Annotated in this window: 13 protein-coding genes; 1 reads left to right on the top strand and 12 read right to left on the bottom strand. The window is 61.5% G+C overall.

Going from position 1 to position 18,455, the window contains the following annotated elements:
• Positions 1 to 2 precede the first annotated feature (2 nt).
• From PLD_RS17840 to glnE, 12 genes are all read right to left on the bottom strand, one after another.
• Entirely contained in the window at positions 3 to 1,406 is a 1,404-nt protein-coding gene (locus PLD_RS17840) for a PIG-L deacetylase family protein (protein ID WP_159895006.1), read from the bottom strand.
• Between the two features lie 8 nt (positions 1,407 to 1,414).
• A complete protein-coding gene (locus PLD_RS17835) occupies positions 1,415 to 2,311 on the bottom strand; it encodes an antimicrobial resistance protein Mig-14 (RefSeq protein ID WP_159895004.1) in 897 nt (298 codons plus the stop codon).
• Positions 2,311 to 3,441, bottom strand: a complete 1,131-nt coding sequence (locus tag PLD_RS17830; protein ID WP_159895002.1) for a glycosyltransferase — start codon at positions 3,439 to 3,441, stop codon at positions 2,311 to 2,313. Before PLD_RS17830 ends, PLD_RS17835 begins: the two co-directional genes overlap by 1 nt.
• Positions 3,425 to 5,182: a carbamoyltransferase gene (locus tag PLD_RS17825; RefSeq protein ID WP_159895000.1), complete on the bottom strand. Its 1,758-nt coding sequence runs from the start codon at positions 5,180 to 5,182 to the stop codon at positions 3,425 to 3,427. The genes PLD_RS17830 and PLD_RS17825 overlap by 17 nt, the downstream gene beginning before the upstream one ends.
• 202 nt (positions 5,183 to 5,384) lie before the next feature.
• On the bottom strand, positions 5,385 to 6,839 hold the full coding sequence (locus tag PLD_RS17820) for a lipopolysaccharide kinase InaA family protein (protein ID WP_159894998.1): 1,455 nt from the start codon (positions 6,837 to 6,839) through the stop codon (positions 5,385 to 5,387).
• Complete coding sequence (locus tag PLD_RS17815; RefSeq protein WP_159894996.1) at positions 6,839 to 7,591, bottom strand: lipopolysaccharide kinase InaA family protein; 753 nt, start codon at positions 7,589 to 7,591, stop codon at positions 6,839 to 6,841. Before PLD_RS17815 ends, PLD_RS17820 begins: the two co-directional genes overlap by 1 nt.
• A complete protein-coding gene (locus tag PLD_RS17810; RefSeq protein WP_159894994.1) occupies positions 7,588 to 8,322 on the bottom strand; it encodes a lipopolysaccharide kinase InaA family protein in 735 nt (244 codons plus the stop codon). Before PLD_RS17810 ends, PLD_RS17815 begins: the two co-directional genes overlap by 4 nt.
• Positions 8,322 to 9,128: a lipopolysaccharide core heptose(I) kinase RfaP gene (gene rfaP, locus PLD_RS17805; protein WP_159894992.1), complete on the bottom strand. Its 807-nt coding sequence runs from the start codon at positions 9,126 to 9,128 to the stop codon at positions 8,322 to 8,324. The genes PLD_RS17810 and rfaP overlap by 1 nt, the downstream gene beginning before the upstream one ends.
• Positions 9,125 to 10,249 (bottom strand): glycosyltransferase family 4 protein, encoded by a 1,125-nt coding sequence (locus PLD_RS17800; protein ID WP_159894990.1) that lies wholly within the window; start codon positions 10,247 to 10,249, stop codon positions 9,125 to 9,127. Before PLD_RS17800 ends, rfaP begins: the two co-directional genes overlap by 4 nt.
• Positions 10,249 to 11,310 (bottom strand): lipopolysaccharide heptosyltransferase I, encoded by a 1,062-nt coding sequence (gene waaC / locus PLD_RS17795; protein WP_159894988.1) that lies wholly within the window; start codon positions 11,308 to 11,310, stop codon positions 10,249 to 10,251. The genes PLD_RS17800 and waaC overlap by 1 nt, the downstream gene beginning before the upstream one ends.
• 1 nt (position 11,311) lies before the next feature.
• On the bottom strand, positions 11,312 to 12,346 hold the full coding sequence (gene waaF, locus PLD_RS17790; RefSeq protein ID WP_159894986.1) for a lipopolysaccharide heptosyltransferase II: 1,035 nt from the start codon (positions 12,344 to 12,346) through the stop codon (positions 11,312 to 11,314).
• A 134-nt stretch (positions 12,347 to 12,480) separates the two neighbouring features.
• Entirely contained in the window at positions 12,481 to 15,420 is a 2,940-nt protein-coding gene (gene glnE, locus PLD_RS17785) for a bifunctional [glutamate--ammonia ligase]-adenylyl-L-tyrosine phosphorylase/[glutamate--ammonia-ligase] adenylyltransferase (RefSeq protein WP_159894984.1), read from the bottom strand.
• Positions 15,421 to 15,803: 383 nt separating this feature from the next.
• Between glnE and aceE the strand changes: the two genes are divergently transcribed.
• Entirely contained in the window at positions 15,804 to 18,449 is a 2,646-nt protein-coding gene (gene aceE / locus PLD_RS17780) for a pyruvate dehydrogenase (acetyl-transferring), homodimeric type (RefSeq protein ID WP_159894982.1), read from the top strand.
• Positions 18,450 to 18,455: the final 6 nt, after the last annotated feature.

The following is an 18,455-nucleotide window of genomic DNA, read 5'->3' as shown; positions in this document are numbered from 1 at the left end:
ACTCACAAACGCCAGAACAACTCATGTCGCCGAACCGCTTTGCGGAAAAATTCGTTTTCACCGTAAGGCGACCGCGAACGACCGGCCAACAAGCGCTGCAAGCAGCGCCGCACACGTCTCTTGAAGGGCGCAGGAGGCTGCAAGTCATGCATCATGCCCAGCGCCATAGCCTTGTCAAATTGCTCGGCCTGGGTCAGCGAAAGGCACCATGGACGCAAGGGAGTACTGGAGCCAAAGACCGGCGGCAAGGCAATGCCCGCGCCCGAATCACCCATTGGCCAACGATCATTGTCATGCAGGTGGTTGGCGTAGCCGAGCACGGTGCTGGGCTGCCATTCCAGGCCTTCCAGCGCCTGCATCACCGCCACGTGAGCGCAAATGTGGTCGGGATGCGGGTCCAGGGTGGGGTGCGGCAGCACTATTACTTCAGGGCGTGCTTTGAGCAGCAACTCACGTAAGTCGGCCAGCAAATTGTTCCAGGTTGGCTGTCCATCCTGGTCGCCGGGCAACAGGAATGGATTGAGCTGACGAAACAGACGGGTATCGCTCATATGCGCCTCGCGGGACGCCACTGGCTGATGCGCGGCGGCCTGCATGGCAGGCAGTTGCAGGCAGAAATACCCCAATTGCACGCAATGAGCTTCGGGGACGCCCGCCCAACGGGGTACGGCAATGCTGTCCCAGGCCCGCAGGCGACCTTTGATCCGTGCCGCCTCAACAGGGCTCATGCCCATGGCCTGGTAGTGTTCGGCCTCGATTTCCCCCGCGGTCAGGGTCACGATCCAGGCTTCGTCGGCCTGGCTGTATAGACCGAACGCCGCCAGCTCAGCATCGTCAGCGTGAGGCGCAATCACCATCACACGCTGGCGTCGGTAGTCGGGGTCGCGCCAGACATTCAACTGTGACTGGATCTGGATCCGGCAGAAGCGTCCGCGCAGTTGCAGCTCGCCACGGGCCAGGGACGCAGACAAGCCACTGAGATTGAGGTAGCGCAGGCCGTTGACTCCTCGCTCGAAGGTCTGACGATCAGCAAGCGGACCGCCCTGCACCTCAATGGCCGGATCGAAGAAGCGCCCCAGCCAGGAGCTTTTCACCTGCACGCCAAGTATCAGAGTTGCATCCCCGGCCAACTCCTGTGGCGACTCCAGCAACAGGCGCCCCGCCTCCAGACGCACGGCGACCTGGCGCGCCTCGTTGCCAAAGTCGTAGCCGTAGTCATCCTTGGGCGAGTAGAACAGGTGGTCGGCAAACCAGGCTTCGTGGGCCAGCCAGCCGAGAATGGCCAGCAGCACCGGCAACCACCAGGCCACCAGCACACCGACCAGCAGCAACAGCAGCAGTCCGACCAGCAGAGCGATCCGCTTAGTGCGCCGGTGGCGTTTGAGCAGTTGCTGCTTGCGACTCATAGGCTGACTCACACTTGGAAAACCGGCACAGGGTTACACCAACGGTCTTTGTATTCGCGGTCGGCACGACCAAAGGAAAAACGCAGCGGCTTGTCCAAGGCCCGAGCCTGCTCCCACGCACTCTGGGTGTTGAGAAAGCTCAGCACGCTACCCGGGCTGAACGCGCGCGTCTCGGGATCGACGCCGCCATTGACGTACTCGACGCTGATCCACTGCGGCGCTTCAACCCGATAGATCAACTGCACGGCAATCGGCGCATCGTTGAGGAAAATCACCGAGCCGATCAGCAGCTCGCGCAAGCGCTCCAACACCTCGGCCATGCGCTCGGCGCCAGTGGCGGCAAAACCCCAGCGGCGCTGGAACAGGTCACAGTAGATGGCCGCCAGTTCAGCGCTGGTGAAATCAGTGACCGCGCGCACCACGCCTCCAGCTTCTTCCAGCAGGCGCAGCTCACGGCGCTGGTTGTAGCGAAACTTCTTCGACAGCTCTTCCGGGGTGCGAGCCATGGCCAATTGCTCGGCTTGAGGTTTGAGGGTACTGAAGCGCCCTTCGTTGAGCGCAGAAAGATAGCGTCCTCGATGCCGCAGCGGTACCTGAGCATCAGCGGCGGCCGGCAGGATCAGCTCGGCATTGCCGATATCGAACAGCCCCTTCTTGCCAGCGCGCTTGAGTACGTCCTTGGACAGCGCCAGATCCCGCCCCCAGGTTGGGATGGCCGCCTGCAATTGACCGTTTTGCTCCCAGGCCAGGTAACGCACCGGAATCTGCGCCAGGTCCGCCAGTTGTTCAACCACCAAGGGATGCGTGGCTACGCTGCCGCCGAACCGCTGCCAAGCATCGGCATAGGTCGATGCGTCAATGATGGACCAGCCGCGTTCGCGCCAGCCTTGAAATCGATTGAGCATCAGCCCCTCGCGGTCAGGTCGGTGACTTGCGGCAAACGCCAGAACACGTCGCGCACGGCACGATCAGAAAAGCGCTCGCGCAGGCGGTCAAGCATCAGCTCGGCACACACTCGGCGTTGGTGCTCATCCATTGCCGCTAGATGTTGCAAGCCTTGAGCCATGTGCTCGACATCCCCCAAGGGGAACAAAATACCCACGCCTTCGACCACTTCCTTTGCGCCACCACAAGCTGTAGCCAGCAAGGGCACGCCGGCCGCCATGGCCTCCAGCAATACCATGCCAAAAGGCTCATGATCAGAACTCAGCGCAAACACATCAAAGGCACGAAAATAACGCCGCGCCTCCGGCACCTGCCCGAGGAAGAGCACCCGGTCGGCGACCCCCAGTTCACGAGCCAGGGATTTCAGATCCTTCTCCAGACGCCCGGTGCCCAGAATGGCCAACTGGCTCTGTGCCGGCAGTTGCGGCACAGCGGCGGCAAACCCCCGCAGCAACGTGGCTTGATCCTTATCGGGATGCAGGCGGCCAACGTTGCCGACTATCCAGGCGTCAGCGGACAACCCCAACTCACTGCGGGCCTGGCTCGCGTCCAACTGACTGGCCTGCAAGGCGTCCAGATCGATACGGTTGTACAAGGTCTGGATGCGCGTGGCCGGCCACGTTGGCAGGCAGGCGCGCATATCCTCGCGCACCGCATCAGATACACCGAGCAGGCTCAGGCGTTTGCGAAACAGCTGGGCAAAGAACTGGCGGCTGCGGCGCTTGTAGTCGGAAAACGCGTGATGAACGCCAATTACCGGCAAGCCCGTGGCCAGCAGGGTGATGTAGATCGGCTTGAAGCGGTGAGCGATGCAAAAGCTGAAGTTACGTGATCCGGCGATCTTGCGCAGGTCGCGGATGGCGCCCAGCTTCAGGCCACGAATGGCCTTGGAGCTGTATTCCATGAACAGCACTTCGTCGGACGCGCAGCCTGCAGCGACATCGGCATCGGCGGTCCCGGTCAGAAACACCGTGGTCACCCGATAGCCGCTGCCCGCGAACAGGTTGGCGTATTGCCGGGCGCAGTCCAGGAACGGCCCGTCATAGCCGTGGCAGAACTGCAGCACATGGCGTTCAGCCGAGCGTGTCATAAGGGTCCACGCCGTCTTTGACCACCAGAATGTCTTCCATGATCAGGTACTGCAAATCGGACCCGTAGAACATGTTCAAGGCGTCGGTCGGCGAGCAGATCATCGGCTCGCCACGGCGGTTCAACGAGGTGTTCAGCGACACACCGTTGCCGGTCAGGACTTCCAAGGCCTTCATCATGTCGTAGTAGCGCGGGTTGTATTCGCGCTTGAGTACCTGGGCCCGGGACGTGCCGTCTTCGTGGACCACTTCCGGCACCCGGGTCTTCCACTCTTCGGAGACTTCGAAAGTGAAGGTCATGAACGGCGCCGGATGATCGACCTTGATCATCTGCGGTCCAACGGTGTCGAGCATCGACGGACAGAAAGGCCTCCAGCGCTCGCGGAACTTGATCTGCTCGTTGATCCGGTCGGCCACGCCAGTGGCGCTCGGGCAACCGATGATCGAGCGACCGCCCAAGGCCCGCGGACCGAACTCCATGCGCCCCTGGAACCAGGCCACCGGGTTGCCGTCCACCATGATCTTGGCGATACGCTCCGGGGTGTTGTCGATCTGCCGCCAGGCCGGTTTGTTCGGGTGACGGGCACAGGCGGCGATCACGTCTTCGTTGCTGTAGGACGGGCCGAGATAGACGTGTTCCATCTTCTCCACCGGCACCCCACGGGCATGGGAAACGTACGCAGCAGCGCCCACGGCGGTGCCGGCGTCGCCGGACGCCGGCTGCACGAACAGTTCCTTGACCTCGGGACGGGCAATGATCTTCTGGTTCAACTTGACGTTCAGCGCACAGCCGCCGGCGAAGGCCAGCTTGCCGGTTTCCTTGAGAATGTCGCCCAGGTAGTGGTCGATCATCTGCAGGGCCAGCTTCTCGAACAGCGCCTGCATGCTCGCCGCGTAGTGGATGTAAGGCTCGTCGGCGATGTCGCCTTCGCGCTTGGGACCCAGCCACTCGATGAGTTTGGGCGAGAAGTAGAACCCCTTGCCCTTCTCTTTATAGCGGCGCAGGCCGATGACGTTGGCGTAGTCGGTGTTGATCACCAGTTCGCCGTTTTCAAAGCTGGCCAGGCGCGAGAAGTCGTACTTGCTGGCATCGCCATAAGGTGCCATGCCCATGACCTTGAACTCGCCGTCGAGCATTTCGAAACCGAGGAACTCGGTGATGGCGCCATAGAGGCCACCCAGGGAGTCCGGATCGAAGAATTCCTTGATCTTATGGATCTTGCCGTTCTCGCCGTAGCCGAAGAAGGTGGTGGCGTATTCGCCCTTGCCGTCGATCCCAAGGATCGCGGTCTTCTCCTTGAAGCCTGAGCAGTGGTAGGCACTGGAGGCGTGGGCCAGGTGGTGCTCCACCGGTTCGATCTTGATCTTCTTCGGATCAAAGCCCAGTTGCTCCAAGCACCAGACAATCTTGTTGCGGTAGCGCTTGTAACGACGGTTGCCCATCAGGATCGCGTCCAGGGCGCGGTCCGGGGCATACCAGTAGCGCTTGGCGTAGTGCCAGCGAGCCTTGCCGAACAGGCTGATCGGGGCAAACGGAATGGCTACCACGTCAACGTCGGAGGGTTTGATCCCGGCCTGTTCCAGGCAGAACTTCGCCGACTCGTAGGGCATGCGGTTCTTTGCATGCTTGTCGCGCACGAAACGCTCTTCTTCAGCAGCCGCGATCAGCTTGCCGTCGATATACAGGGCTGCTGAAGGATCATGGCTAAGGGCGCCGGACAGGCCAAGAATCGTCAATGCCACAGGGGTCTAGCCTCATTTAGTCTGCATGCGGGCGCAGTGCGCCTTGAAAATAAAGTGTGCTCGCAAAGGGGCGAGAAACAACGAAAGGGCGGGATTATAACTGAAAAGCAGGGGCAAGCCTCTAGCGGCAAGCGGCAAGCCAGGGCGCCGCGGCCATCAGGGCCCGCAGCCGCTGTCAGCAACAGCGGCCATGGGTCGCAGGTCAGGCTTGGGTGGAGTGGACGGTCTTGGGCAAGCGCTGATCAATCACTTGATACAAATTGCTGCTTTCGGGCCAGTTGCGCATGAAGCGCGCGCGATCCCGGGCATACGCCGGTGCGAAACTGCCCAGGCTGGCGTGCTGACACATGGAATCCAGATCGATCAAGGCCCAGCGATCTTCCTGCCAGAACAGGTTGTGGCCCTTGAAGTCACCGTGACTGATGCGTTCCTTGATCAACTGGGCAAACAGCTGGTCCAGCGCCAGCAACTCCGACTCCGGAGCCTCGCCACTGTCCACGAACGGCGCAAAGCGCTCGATGATGTCCGGCCCCGGCAAGTATTCGGTCACCAGGTAGGCGCGACGGCGCAACCATAGAAAACGCTGCTCCAGCACCGCCAGGGGGCTGGGCGTGGCGATCCCCAGGAATTCCAGGCGGTTGCCTTCACGCCACGAGTGCCAGGCCCGGCTCGGACGCCAAAAACGCTTGAGCCAATGAGCGACGCCCTTGATGTTGTAGCGCTTGACCACCAAGGACCGCCCCGCGACCTCGACCCGACCGACACTGGCGGCGCCACCAGTCTTGTACAAATGCCCCCGCTCCAATAGGGCATCGGCCTGCGCCAACACTGGCAGCATCGCAGCCTCCTCCTCGCGGCGAATGGCGCGCAAGGCAAAAGGTCCGCGCTGCACGCTGAACAATGTGCATTCACGCCCCACCTTGCTAAGAAAGTCCCGCAGCCGCCAGCCGCGCACCTTATCCACCTGCTTTTGCAGTGCTTCCAAAGGCAAGGCATGCTCGGCGTTGCTCAACAGGTAATGCACCAGCAACTCTTCAGTAAAGGGCTCCAGGCGCTTGGGTAACTGGGCGAAGAACACGCCCAGGTTTTCCAGGACCTTTTGCCGGGACAGGGGCTTGCCCGCCTCTTCGACACAGATCCCCGCGCCATCGATCAGGTGCAGCTTGCCGTCATGGCGCAGCAGGTTATCCAGGTGCAAGTCTTCCTGCCACAGGCCCTTGGCGTGCAACTGGGCAATCGCCCCGAGCGCTTCAGCCAACACCGCAGCCTGCTCATCGGCCAGCACCGGCAGCTTTTCCACCTGTTTCCAAGCATCGCCCAGGCTTTGCGCGCCCTCCAGGAACTCGAAGAGCAACCAGCCGCCCTCGCCTTCGCGCAAACCATCAGTCAGCAACAAGGGCGTGGTCAGCCCCTGCTCGGCCAACAGACGCACGCCGTTCAATTCCCGCTGAAAATGCCGGGCCGCCTTCGCCCCCACCAGCAACTTGGCCAACACCGGACGCCCGCGCCAAACGCCGGCACCGACATAGCGCTGGCCCGGCAGCACCCGCAGCAACGTCAGCAATTGCAACTGTGCCGGACCGGCGGCATCTGCCAGCTCCAGGGTCAGAGGCAGCAGCGGGTTGCGCCCGCTGTTTTTCAGCTCGGACAAACGCATCAACGAGACTCCTTATGGCTGCTGCGAGCACTGAGCCGGCCCACCCACGCGCCCACCAGGGAGCTGTCCTGTGGCTGATCCAGATAGGCTGCCAACAAGCAGCGCACCTCATCGACATTCCATACCGAGGCCCGGCGCAACAAAGGTTCAAGATCCTTGACCCGATCGCGCTGGCCAAACAGCAGTGGCCGAGTTTTCTCCAGGTCGATCAACTGCGCTTGATAACCCTCGCCGCTGGACCGCAGAAAAATATGCTTGGGATAAAAACAGCCATGGACCTGACGTAGACCGTGCAGCTGTCGAGCCAGTCGCCCACAGGCCTTAAGTACCGCCTGGCGTTGAAGCTCACTGAGTTCATGCCAACGCGGCAACAACGCATCCAGATCATCCCAACCATCCAGAGCCCGGGTCAGGAGTATGGCCCGGGACTCGCCATTGGCCTTGCGCATGCCAAAGAAAACTGCTTGCAACGCCGGAATGCCCAACTGCTGATAACGGCGGATATTGCGAAACTCGCGCGCAAAACTCGGCTCACCGAAGGGCCGATGCAGGGTCCGGGTCAGGTAATTGGTCTGACGCTTGAGGTAAAACCCCTGCCCCTCCACATCCAGACGAAAGACGCTGCTGCTGCCGCCTCGACCGATGTTGGGTTCATCCACCGCTTCCAATTGTGTCGCCCACAGTTGGTCAAAAGTGCCAAGGCCGTTACGCTCCAGTAGCGCACGCTCCTCGGACGCCAGGAAATCAGTCATTCACGCCCCTCGAAAAATCGCACCACGTGGCGGATACGCTCTTTGTCGGCGGCACTCAGACGGTCACGCTCGCGGTATTGCAGATAAAAGCGCAGGCGCTGAGTCGCCGAAAGATGGTATTTGGCCACTTTGTCCAGGCAGGCCAGGTCTTTGGTGATCCGGTACTTGAGCCAGAAGCCACGCCAGAAATCGCCGTTCGGACAGTCAATCAGGTATAGCCGGCCTTGATCGTCGATCAACAGGTTGCGCCACTTCAAATCGTTATGGGTAAAACGGTGGTCATGCATGATCCGGGTGTAAGCGGCCAGTTGCCGACTGACGCCATCGACCCAGCACCGATCCCGGAGCCGTGGATCGTGACGCTCGGCCAGCACCGAAAGGTCCTCGGTACGCGGCAGCTCACGGGTAATCATGGCCCCTCGTGCATAGGCCAGGCCACGACGCTCCAGGCCCCAGGCCACCACCTCGGCAGTAGGGATGCCCCATTTGGCGAAGCGCTTGAGGTTCTGCCATTCAAACTTGACCCGGGGCTTGCCCAGGTAGCGCCGCAGATTCTTGCCGGCCCCGGTGTAACGCTTGACGTAGTAATTGACGCCCTCACGCTCGACACGAATGACCTCTGACAGCGGATCGCGGGTCAGGCGCTCGCCCTGCAGGCCGAACACGGCCTCAAGGCTGCCGAAATCTTGCGCCAATGCCTGATAGGCAGGCTCCAGGTTCCAGCCCGCCATCAGAGCGCATCTCCGTATCGTTGTTTACGGGCGTAGAGTTTTTCTGCCTTGCCCTCGAGCCAGGACAACAATGCCGCCTCTTCCGCCAGCGTCCGACGCAGCGGCTGCTGGAAGTAGCCCTTGAGGAAGCGCAGCTTGTCGCGGCGCGTCAGGCCAATGTCCAGGGCCGAGAAATACAGGGCCGCCAGGTCCTTGTTACGCCAGCGCAAGGTGATCTTCGGCCGGGTCTGGGCCCGATGCAGATCGATCAGCGAGAGCTTCAACTCCCCAGGGGTGATCGGCCGGTCGGTGTGCAACAGGAAGTGGCAGATGTAGCAGTCGCGATGATTGACCCCGGCGCGGTGCATCATCCCGGTCATGCGCGCCACCTCGGCGATCAGCGCCCGCTTGAGCGCTGGTGCTGGCGGCTGTTTGATCCAGTCGAAACTGAAGTCTTCAAGGCTGACGGTCGGCGCCAATTCCTCGGTGACGATGAACGAATGCTGGTCCGCCGGATTCCGGCCACGCTCGCCATAGGCCACGGCCGTCATGGTCGGCACGCCAGCCTGATGCAGACGCTCCAGCGCCCGCCATTCCTGACCGGCGCCCAGCACCGGCAGCTTGGCGGTGACCAGGTTCTTGGCGATCTCGCCCCAGCCGATGCCACGATGGATCTTCACGAAATAACCGCGGCCGTCGACTTCCGTACGCAAGGTACGGCGGGCTTCCAGCTCACGGTAAACCTGGCCCTTGAGTTCCTCAACGGCGGCGAACGCGTCGCGCCCAGCCCAGAGGCTTTTGAAGGGTTCGGCAAGCATCAACTTCATCGGTGTTGCTCCGCCAGAATCACATCCGCAGCGTGCTGCGGCATGCTGTAAAGGTCGGCCGTCTCGGCGAACGCCAGGCCATTTCGGCTCCAGGTCGCGCGTGCAGCGTCGTCGGTCAACAGGGTGGTGAGGTATTGATTGAGCTGGATCTGCTCGAACGGTTCATCCAGCACCAGACCGCTGTCGGCCTCGGCGATGTAATGGGCATAACCGCAAACGGCGCTGACCAGCACCGGCAAACCAGCGACCAGCGCTTCAAGCAATACGGTGCCGGTGTTTTCGTTGTAGGCCGGATGAATCAGCGCGTCGGCGCCCAACAGAAAGCGCGGAATATCGCTGCGCCCCTTCATGAACTGCACCTGATCGCTCAAGCCCAGTGCAGCGCTCTGCATCTGGAAGACCTTGGGGTCGTCCTGACCGATGACAAACAGCCGGGTGCGTTTTTTCAGCGCCGACGGCAGCGCCGCCAGGGCCTTGAGGCTGCGATCCACGCCCTTGGTCTTGAACCCGGAGCCGATCTGCACCAGCAGCAGGTCGTCGTCCTTGAGGTTGAACTCACGGCGGAACTCGGCGCGAACCTCAGCGGCGTTCGCCGGTGCCCGACGGTCCTGGGCAATACCCGGCGGGAGCAGATGAAAACGCTCCAGCGGGGTGCCGTAATGCTTGATAAACAGTGGCTGCTGGACTTCGGAGATCATCAGGATCTCGGTCTTGGCGTCCTTGGCAAACACGGCGCGCTCGTATTCGGCGAAGTGCCGGTAGCGCCCCCAGCGGCGGTACAGCGAGTGCCGTAGGTTCTGCGCCTTGTCCTCGAAACAGCCGTCGGCGGCGTAGTACACGTCCAGCCCCGGCATCTTGTTGAAACCGATCAGGCGGTCCACCGGACGCTTGGCTAGGTCGGCCTCCATCCAGGCGCTGAGTTTTTCATTGCGACGGTGGTTGAACAGCGCCTTGACCGGCGCCACCAGCACTTCGAACCCCGCAGGCACGTCGCCTTCCCAGATCAGGGTGTAGACACGGATCTGATGCCCGCGACGCTGGCACTCCAGGGCAATGCGCATGAAGTCCCGCTGCAGACCGCCGAAAGGGAAATACTTATAAAGAACAAAAGCCAATTGCATCAGCGCGGCTCCTCAGCCAGTAACAAGGTGCTCAGTCGGCTGGCGACACGCTCGGGATTCAGGCGAGTGAAGCACAACGGCCACTCGCGCTTGATGTCATAGCGCTGCTGATCCACAGCAGTCGGTTGATAGGTGCATTTCTTCTGTAGACACGGCGCACAGGGGAAATTGCTCCCCAGATGGATCTGCACCCGGCCATAAGCACCGGTCAGCCCCGGGTTGGTGGGGCCGAACAATGAGATGGTGGGCACATCCAGGGCAGCGGCAAGGTGGCCCAACCCAGTGTCCACAGCCACACAAGCCTGGGCACCGGCCAGCACTTTGGCGACCCCGGCCAGATTCAGCTTGGGCAGTACCGTGGCATTTTTCAGGCCGTTGGCGATGCGCTCGGCCCGGGCTTTCTCGGCGGCGTTGCCCCAAGGCAGCTTAACCTCGACCCCGAGCATACCCATGCGCTCGGTCAACTCGCGCCAATAGGCTTCAGGCCAATGCTTGGTGTCCCAGGTGGTGCCATGCAGAAACAGCACGAAGGGCTTCTTGCGCGGCAGCTCCACCAGTTTCTCGACACTCAACCCGTAGTCGCCCAAGCCTTGCGGCAAGTCGTATCCCAGGGCGACGGCAAACAACTGACGCACCCGCTCCACGGCGTGCTGACCGCGAGCCACTGCCAAGCGCCGAGAATAGAAGCGCGACGCCAGGGGTTCGCGCGCCGAGTGGTTGTCCAGGCCAGCCACTGGGGCACGCACGTAGCGGGTCAGCCAGGCGCTTTTCAGTAACCCCTGGGCATCGATCACCAGGTCGTACTTGGTCGAGCGCACACTTTGCTTGAAGCGCCGCCATTCGCCGCTCTTGATGGTCTGCCAGAGATTCTTGCGCCAGCGACGAATCGCCACCGGAATCACCTTGCCCACTGCCGGGTGCCAGGTGGGAATTTCGGCAAAGCCTTCTTCCACCACCCAGTCGAACTTGATCCCGGGGATGGCTCGCGCGGCATCGGTCAGCGCCGGCAATGCGTGAATCACATCACCCAGAGAAGAGGTCTTGATCAACAGTACCCGCAACTTATTGGACCTCGACCGGGGAGCCCTGCAAGCGCTGCAAGGCTTCATTCACCGGCTGCGGCAACAACTGGCGCAGGCAGTTGTAATGGCCGAAGCGACAGGTGCGGTCGAAACACGGACTGCACTCGATACCCAGGCGCACCACTTCGACCTGATCCGCCAGAGGCGGAGTGAAGCCCGGCGAGGTGGAGCCATAGACCGCCACCAGTGGCCGGTTCAGCGCCGCTGCCACGTGCATCAGCCCGGAATCGTTGGACACCACGGCGGCGGCGCAGGACAGCAGATCGATGGCCTCGGCCAGGGAGGTCTCGCCGCTTAGATTGGTCGCTTCTTCGCGCAAGCCGGGAATCAGCCGCCCACGAATCTCTTCACCTACCCCGTGGTCATTCTTCGACCCGAACAGCCAAACCTGCCAGCCTTCGCGGACCTTGGCTTCGGCGACCTGGGCGTAATGCTCGGACGGCCAGCGCTTGGCCTCGCCGAACTCGGCCCCCGGACACAACGCCAGCACCGGTCGGTCCAGGGTCAGGCCGAACTTGGCCAGGGCGGCGTCGCGGCTTTGCGGATCGATCTGCAGACTCGGGCGCGGATAGGGCTGGGGCAGCTCGGCGTCCGGCTCATGGGCCAGGGCCATGAAACGCTCGATCATCAGCGGGTAGCGCTCTTTATCGAGGGTGCGCACGTCATTGAGCAGGCCGTAACGGAACTCGCCACGCCAGCCGGTACGCTTGGCAATGCCGGCAAAGAACGGCACCAGGGCCGACTTCAGCGAGTTGGGCAGCAAGATGGCCTGATCGTACTGGCCGACGAGGGACTTGCCGATACGTCGACGGGTCGCCAGCTCCAGGGCACCGTGGCCGAGAGGGAAGCTCAAGGCCCGACGCACCTGGGGCATGCGCTCCAGAATCGGCCGGCTCCACTCCGGGGCCAGCACGTCGATCTCGCATTGAGGATGGCGCTGTTTCAGACACTCGAAGAGTGTCTGCGCCATCACCATGTCACCGACCCAACTGGGCCCAACAATCAGAATATTCATGTGGTTTCCATAAACGAGCCGGGGAGGCATACGCCTCCCCGCCTCGAGAATCCAGCACCGCGGCCTTCACCGCTGGTTCAGTTTGGGCGAGCGTGCAAGGCTCGCCGGATACATTGATGACCGTCTCTGGCCGCTTAGCTTAGCCCCAGCTCGCGCCAAATCCGCAACACTTCCCGTCTCTGGGTCACGAATTGGTCGCCGGCAATGATTCCCGCCTCATTCTGCAACGCCTGTCGGTGAGCCGCAGAACGGTAGGCCTTGTAGACCTCGCGCAGCAGGCTGGCATCACTCGCGGGCATCAGCCCAACATGCTCCAGCCCCTCCAGAATGCGGATGTTATCGGTGTAACGCAGCAATGACGGGTGCTCTTCGGACCACGCCAGGGCCGCGTATTGCACCATAAATTCGATATCGACGATACCTCCGGCGTCCTGCTTGAGGTCGAACGGCACCGTGGCTTCAAAGGCATTGGCCGCAGTCCCGGCAGCGGTCAAGCGACTGCCCAGGTTGTCGCGCATCTTGGCCCGCATCTCGCTGACTTCCTGACGCAGCTTGGGCAGATCGCGCGCTTTGCCCAGCACCGCGGCACGAACCTTTTCAAAGGCCTGCCCCACATCCTGACTGCCCACCAACACCCGCGCCCGCACCAGCGCCTGATGCTCCCAGGTCCAGGCCTCGTTCTCCTGATAACGGGCAAAAGCCCCCAGCGAACTCACCAGCAGACCCGAAGCACCCGATGGCCGCAAACGCATGTCCACTTCGTAAAGTTGCCCGGAATTGGTCTGCGTGGTCAGCAGATGAATGATGCGCTGCCCGAGTCGAGTAAAGAACTGCGCACCATCGATGGCTTTGGGGCCATCGGTTTCCGCCTGGGGATCACCATCATGAATGAACACCAGATCCAGATCCGAACCATGCCCCAACTCGATGCCGCCAACCTTGCCATAACCGACAATGATGAAACCTGGATCACACAAGGTGCCGTCGTTGCGCAGCGGCGCGCCGTACTTGGCAACGGTCTGGCGCCAGGCCAGAGCCAGAACCTGCTCAAGAATCGCCTCGGCGAGCCAGGTCAGGTAATCGCTGACTTTCATTAGAGGCAGACTGCCAGCGATCTCCGACGCCGCCACTCGCAGACGGTGGGCCAGCTTGAAGTGACGCAGTGCTTCCATCTGCTGCTCCAGATCATCCTCGGGAATGCGCGTCAGGCGCTCACGCAGCTCGGCCGCCAGCTCAGGCGCCAGGGGCGGCTTGAACAACCGGCCCTCGTTGAGCAACTCATCCAGCAGCAAGGGGAAGCGGGTGATCTGCTCGGCGATCCACGGACTGGCCGCGCACAGGGTCAGCAGACGCCGCAAAGCACCAGGGTTTTCGGTGAGCAGCACCAGATAAGCAGAACGGCGCGCCACGGCCTCCACCAGCGGCAACACCCGCTCGAGCACCAAGTCCGGATTGGCATGCTCCACCGCCTGAGCCAACAACCGTGGAATAAAGGCATCCAGGCGCTCGCGCCCCAATCGTTGCATGGCGCGCAACTGTGGGCTGCCGCGCAAACTGGCCAGGGCCCGCAGGGCCTTGGGCGCATCGACAAAGCCGCCCTCCTGCAACTGCCGGCAGGCGGCCTCTTCATCCTGGGCCTCCTCCCACAGCGGCAACCACTCGCCCCCCACCACCACTTCGCTTTCGGCGCCTTCGTCCTCATCCGGATCGGCGATGACCTGACGGAAGTGCCAGTCCACCCGCCCGCGCCAATACATCAGTCGCTCATGGAAAGCGCGCCAATCGTCAAACCCCAGCATGAACGCGATTCGCGCCTGATCCTGGGGGTTGTCCGGAAGCATCTGCGTCTGCCGGTCGGCAATCGCCTGGATCGCATGCTCGGTGTAACGCAAGAACTCATAGCCCTCGCGCAGCTCATTGGTCACCGCCGCCGGCAGGTAGCCCTGCCCCTCCAGAGTGCCGAGTACCTTTAATAAAGGACGCTGCTGCAGACTCAGATCGCGACCGCCGTGAATCAACTGAAAAGCCTGAGCAATGAACTCGACCTCGCGAATGCCTCCCGAGCCCAGCTTGATGTTGTCGGCCATGCCTTTGCGCCGAACCTCCTGCTGGATCAACTGCTTCATGGTGCGCAGCGCTTCGATGGCAGAAAAGTCCAGGTAACGGCGATAAACGAAGGGGCGCAGCATATCCAGCAATTGCCCGCCAGCCACTTGATCACCGGCCACCACCCGCGCCTTGATCATGGCGTAGCGCTCCCAGTCGCGCCCCTGGTCCTGGTAGTACTGCTCCAACGCGTTGAAGCTCAAGACCAGGGCTCCGGCAGAGCCGTACGGCCGCAGGCGCATGTCGACGCGAAACACAAAACCATCGACGGTCATGGGGTCCAGCGCCTTGATCAGGCGCTGTCCTAAACGAATAAAGAACTCCTGGTTGTCCAGGGGGCGCTTGATCCCCACCGTTTCTCCGCCTTCGGGGTAAGCAAAGATCAGGTCGATGTCGGACGACAGGTTGAGCTCGACCGCCCCCAACTTGCCCATTCCCAGAATGACCATCTGCTGCGGCTCGCCGCTGCGGGCACCGGTGGGCACGCCAAACTGCTGGCTGTGGCGCAGGTACAACCATTGATAAGCCTGGTCGATGCAGGCATCGGCCAGATCGGACAGATCACGGCAGGTTTGCACCAAGTCTGCCTGGCGACTCAAGTCACGCCAGATAATCCGCACCTGATGCCGAGTACGCTGACGGCGCAGCACGCGCCCCAACTCGTCCTCGGTGTCGGCCGCTTGCACCGCCGCGGCGATCTGCGCGCACAACTCACCCACAGCGAACCCGCGATCAAGCTCACCTGAGCGCACCAGCTCCAACAACATCAAAGGGTCACGCAGGCTCTGTTCAATGACAAAGTCGCTGGCGGCACTGACCCGGGCAAACTCGGCCCAGCGCTCTGCACTCCAATCCGCAACCCCAGGGTCTCCTTCCAGGGTTGCCACTGCCGCACGGAACGACTGCTCCGCACGGCTGACCAATGGCAGGAGAATCGCGGGGACTGGGGCAAGCGCGGGCAGACTCATGGACTATCCTTGATCGGCGTGGAAAAGGCAGGCGGAGAGGGATATCGAGGGCAAGTAGCCTGATGGACTGTCGAACAAAAGTTAGAAATAGCTGAAAATAGGTTTTTTTTAGCAGCCGGCATTAATTTTTTACCTATTCCCGTTGGTCATCGACCAACAGTAACGATTATTCTCACAACGCAGCAGGAGCCCACAAGCCGCTCTTCTGTAGTTTTACTACTCGTATATACATTCGAAAGGCTGAAATGGCCGACGATTTGTAGTAAAACTACACGCCGCCGGATCAACCTCCGGCAATCCAAGAATTTATAATCGTCTGCCCACAAGGCCAGTCGCAAACTCAGGCAACCGATTCTGGAAGCCTTTCCGCCCTGGAGCAAGCCATGCAAGACCTCGATCCCGTCGAAACCCAGGAATGGCTGGACGCCCTGGAATCGGTTCTCGACAAAGAAGGCGAAGACCGTGCTCACTATCTGATGACCCGTATGGGCGAACTCGCGACCCGCAGCGGCTCGCAACTGCCCTACGCCATCACCACGCCATACCGCAACACGATTCCCGTCACCCACGAAGCACGCATGCCTGGCGACCTGTTCATGGAACGCCGCATTCGCTCGCTGGTACGTTGGAACGCGTTGGCCATGGTCATGCGTACGAACCTGAAAGATTCTGACCTGGGCGGTCACATCTCCAGCTTCGCCTCCAGCGCCACTTTGTATGACATCGGCTTCAACTACTTCTTCCAGGCCCCGACCGACGAACACGGCGGCGACCTGATCTACTTCCAGGGTCACGCATCGCCAGGCGTCTACGCCCGTGCGTTCATGGAAGGCCGCATCACCGAAGACCAGATGAACAATTTCCGTCAGGAAGTCGACGGCAACGGTCTGTCGTCCTACCCGCACCCTTGGCTGATGCCTGACTTCTGGCAGTTCCCCACCGTTTCCATGGGTCTGGGCCCGATCCAGGCGATCTACCAGGCACGCTTCATGAAGTACCTGGAAGCCCGCGGCTTCATCCCGGCCGGCAAGCAGAAAGTCTGGTGCTTCATGGGCGACGGCGAGTGCGACGAGCCGGAATCCCTGGGCGCGATCTCCCTGGCCGGCCGCGAGAAGCTGGACAACCTGATCTTCGTCATCAACTGCAACCTGCAGCGCCTCGACGGCCCGGTTCGCGGCAACGGCAAGATCATCCAGGAACTCGAAGGCGTGTTCCGTGGTGCCCAGTGGAACGTCAACAAGGTGGTCTGGGGCCGCTTCTGGGACCCACTGCTGGCCAAGGACGTCGACGGCATCTTGCAACGTCGCATGGACGAAGTCATCGACGGCGAGTACCAGAACTACAAGGCCAAAGACGGTGCGTTCGTCCGTGAGCACTTCTTCAATACCCCTGAACTCAAGGCGATGGTTGCCGATCTGTCCGACGACGAGATCTGGAAACTCAACCGTGGCGGCCACGACCCGTACAAGGTCTATGCGGCCTACCACGAGGCGGTCAACCACAAAGAGCAGCCGACCGTCATCCTGGCCAAGACCATCAAGGGTTATGGCACCGGCGCCGGCGAAGCGAAGAACACCGCGCACAACACCAAGAAAGTCGACGTCGACAGCCTGAAGCTGTTCCGCGATCGTTTCGACATTCCGGTGAAAGACGACGACATCGAAAACCTGCCGTTCTTCAAGCCTGAAGAAGGCAGCGCCGAAGCCCGCTACCTGAGCGAGCGCCGTGCCGCACTGGGCGGTTTCGTGCCTCAGCGTCGCGCCAAGAGCTTCAGCATCCCGACCCCGCCACTGGATACCCTCAAGGCCATCCTCGACGGTTCCGGCGATCGCGAAATCTCCACCACCATGGCCTTCGTGCGGATCCTCGCGCAGCTGGTCAAGGACAAGGAAGTCGGCCAGCGCATCGTGCCGATCATCCCGGACGAAGCCCGTACCTTCGGTATGGAAGGCATGTTCCGTCAGTTGGGCATCTACTCCTCCGTCGGCCAGCTCTACGAGCCAGTCGATAAAGACCAGGTGATGTTCTACCGCGAAGACAAGAAGGGCCAGATCCTCGAAGAAGGCATCAACGAAGCGGGCGCCATGAGTTCCTTCATTGCGGCCGGTACTTCGTACTCCAGCCACAACCAGCCGATGCTGCCGTTCTACATCTTCTATTCGATGTTCGGCTTCCAGCGTATTGGCGACCTGGCCTGGGCCGCTGGTGACAGCCGTACCCGCGGCTTCCTGATCGGCGGCACCGCCGGCCGTACCACCCTCAACGGTGAAGGCCTGCAGCACGAAGACGGCCACAGCCACATGCTGGCCGGGACCATCCCGAACTGCCGCACCTTTGATCCAACCTACGGCTACGAGCTGGCGGTGATCATCCAGGACGGCATGAAGAAGATGACCGAAGAGCAACAGGACGTCTTCTACTACATCACCGTGATGAACGAGTCCTACCAGCAGCCAGCCATGCCTGAAGGTGTCGAGGAAGGCATCATCAAGGGCATGTACCTGCTGGAAGAGGACACCCGCGAAGCCGCGCACCACGTACAGCTGATGGGCTCCGGCACCATCCTGCGCGAAGTCCGCGAAGCGGCGAAGATCCTGCGGGACGAGTTCAACGTCGCCGCCGACGTGTGGAGCGTGACCAGCTTCAACGAACTGCGTCGCGATGGCCTGGCCGTAGAGCGCAGCAACCGTCTGCACCCTGGCCAGAAGCCGAAGCTGAGCTACGTCGAAGAGTGCCTGAGCGGTCGCAAGGGTCCGGTCATCGCCTCTACCGACTACATGAAGCTGTTTGCCGAACAGATCCGCCAGTGGGTACCGTCCAAGGAGTTCAAAGTCCTGGGCACCGACGGTTTTGGCCGCAGCGACAGCCGCAAGAAACTGCGTCACTTCTTCGAAGTAGACCGTCATTTCGTGGTGTTGGCAGCCCTGGAAGCCCTGGCTGACCGTGGTGACATCGAACCTAAGGTCGTGGCTGAAGCCATCACCAAGTTCGGTATCAACCCGGAAAAACGCAACCCACTGGACTGCTGAGGAGAC

The organism is Pseudomonas sp. LD120, from assembly GCF_009861525.1.
Classification (GTDB): domain Bacteria; phylum Pseudomonadota; class Gammaproteobacteria; order Pseudomonadales; family Pseudomonadaceae; genus Aquipseudomonas.
Note: the sequence above shows the minus strand (reverse complement) of the source record. Positions and strands in the feature narration are given on the sequence as shown.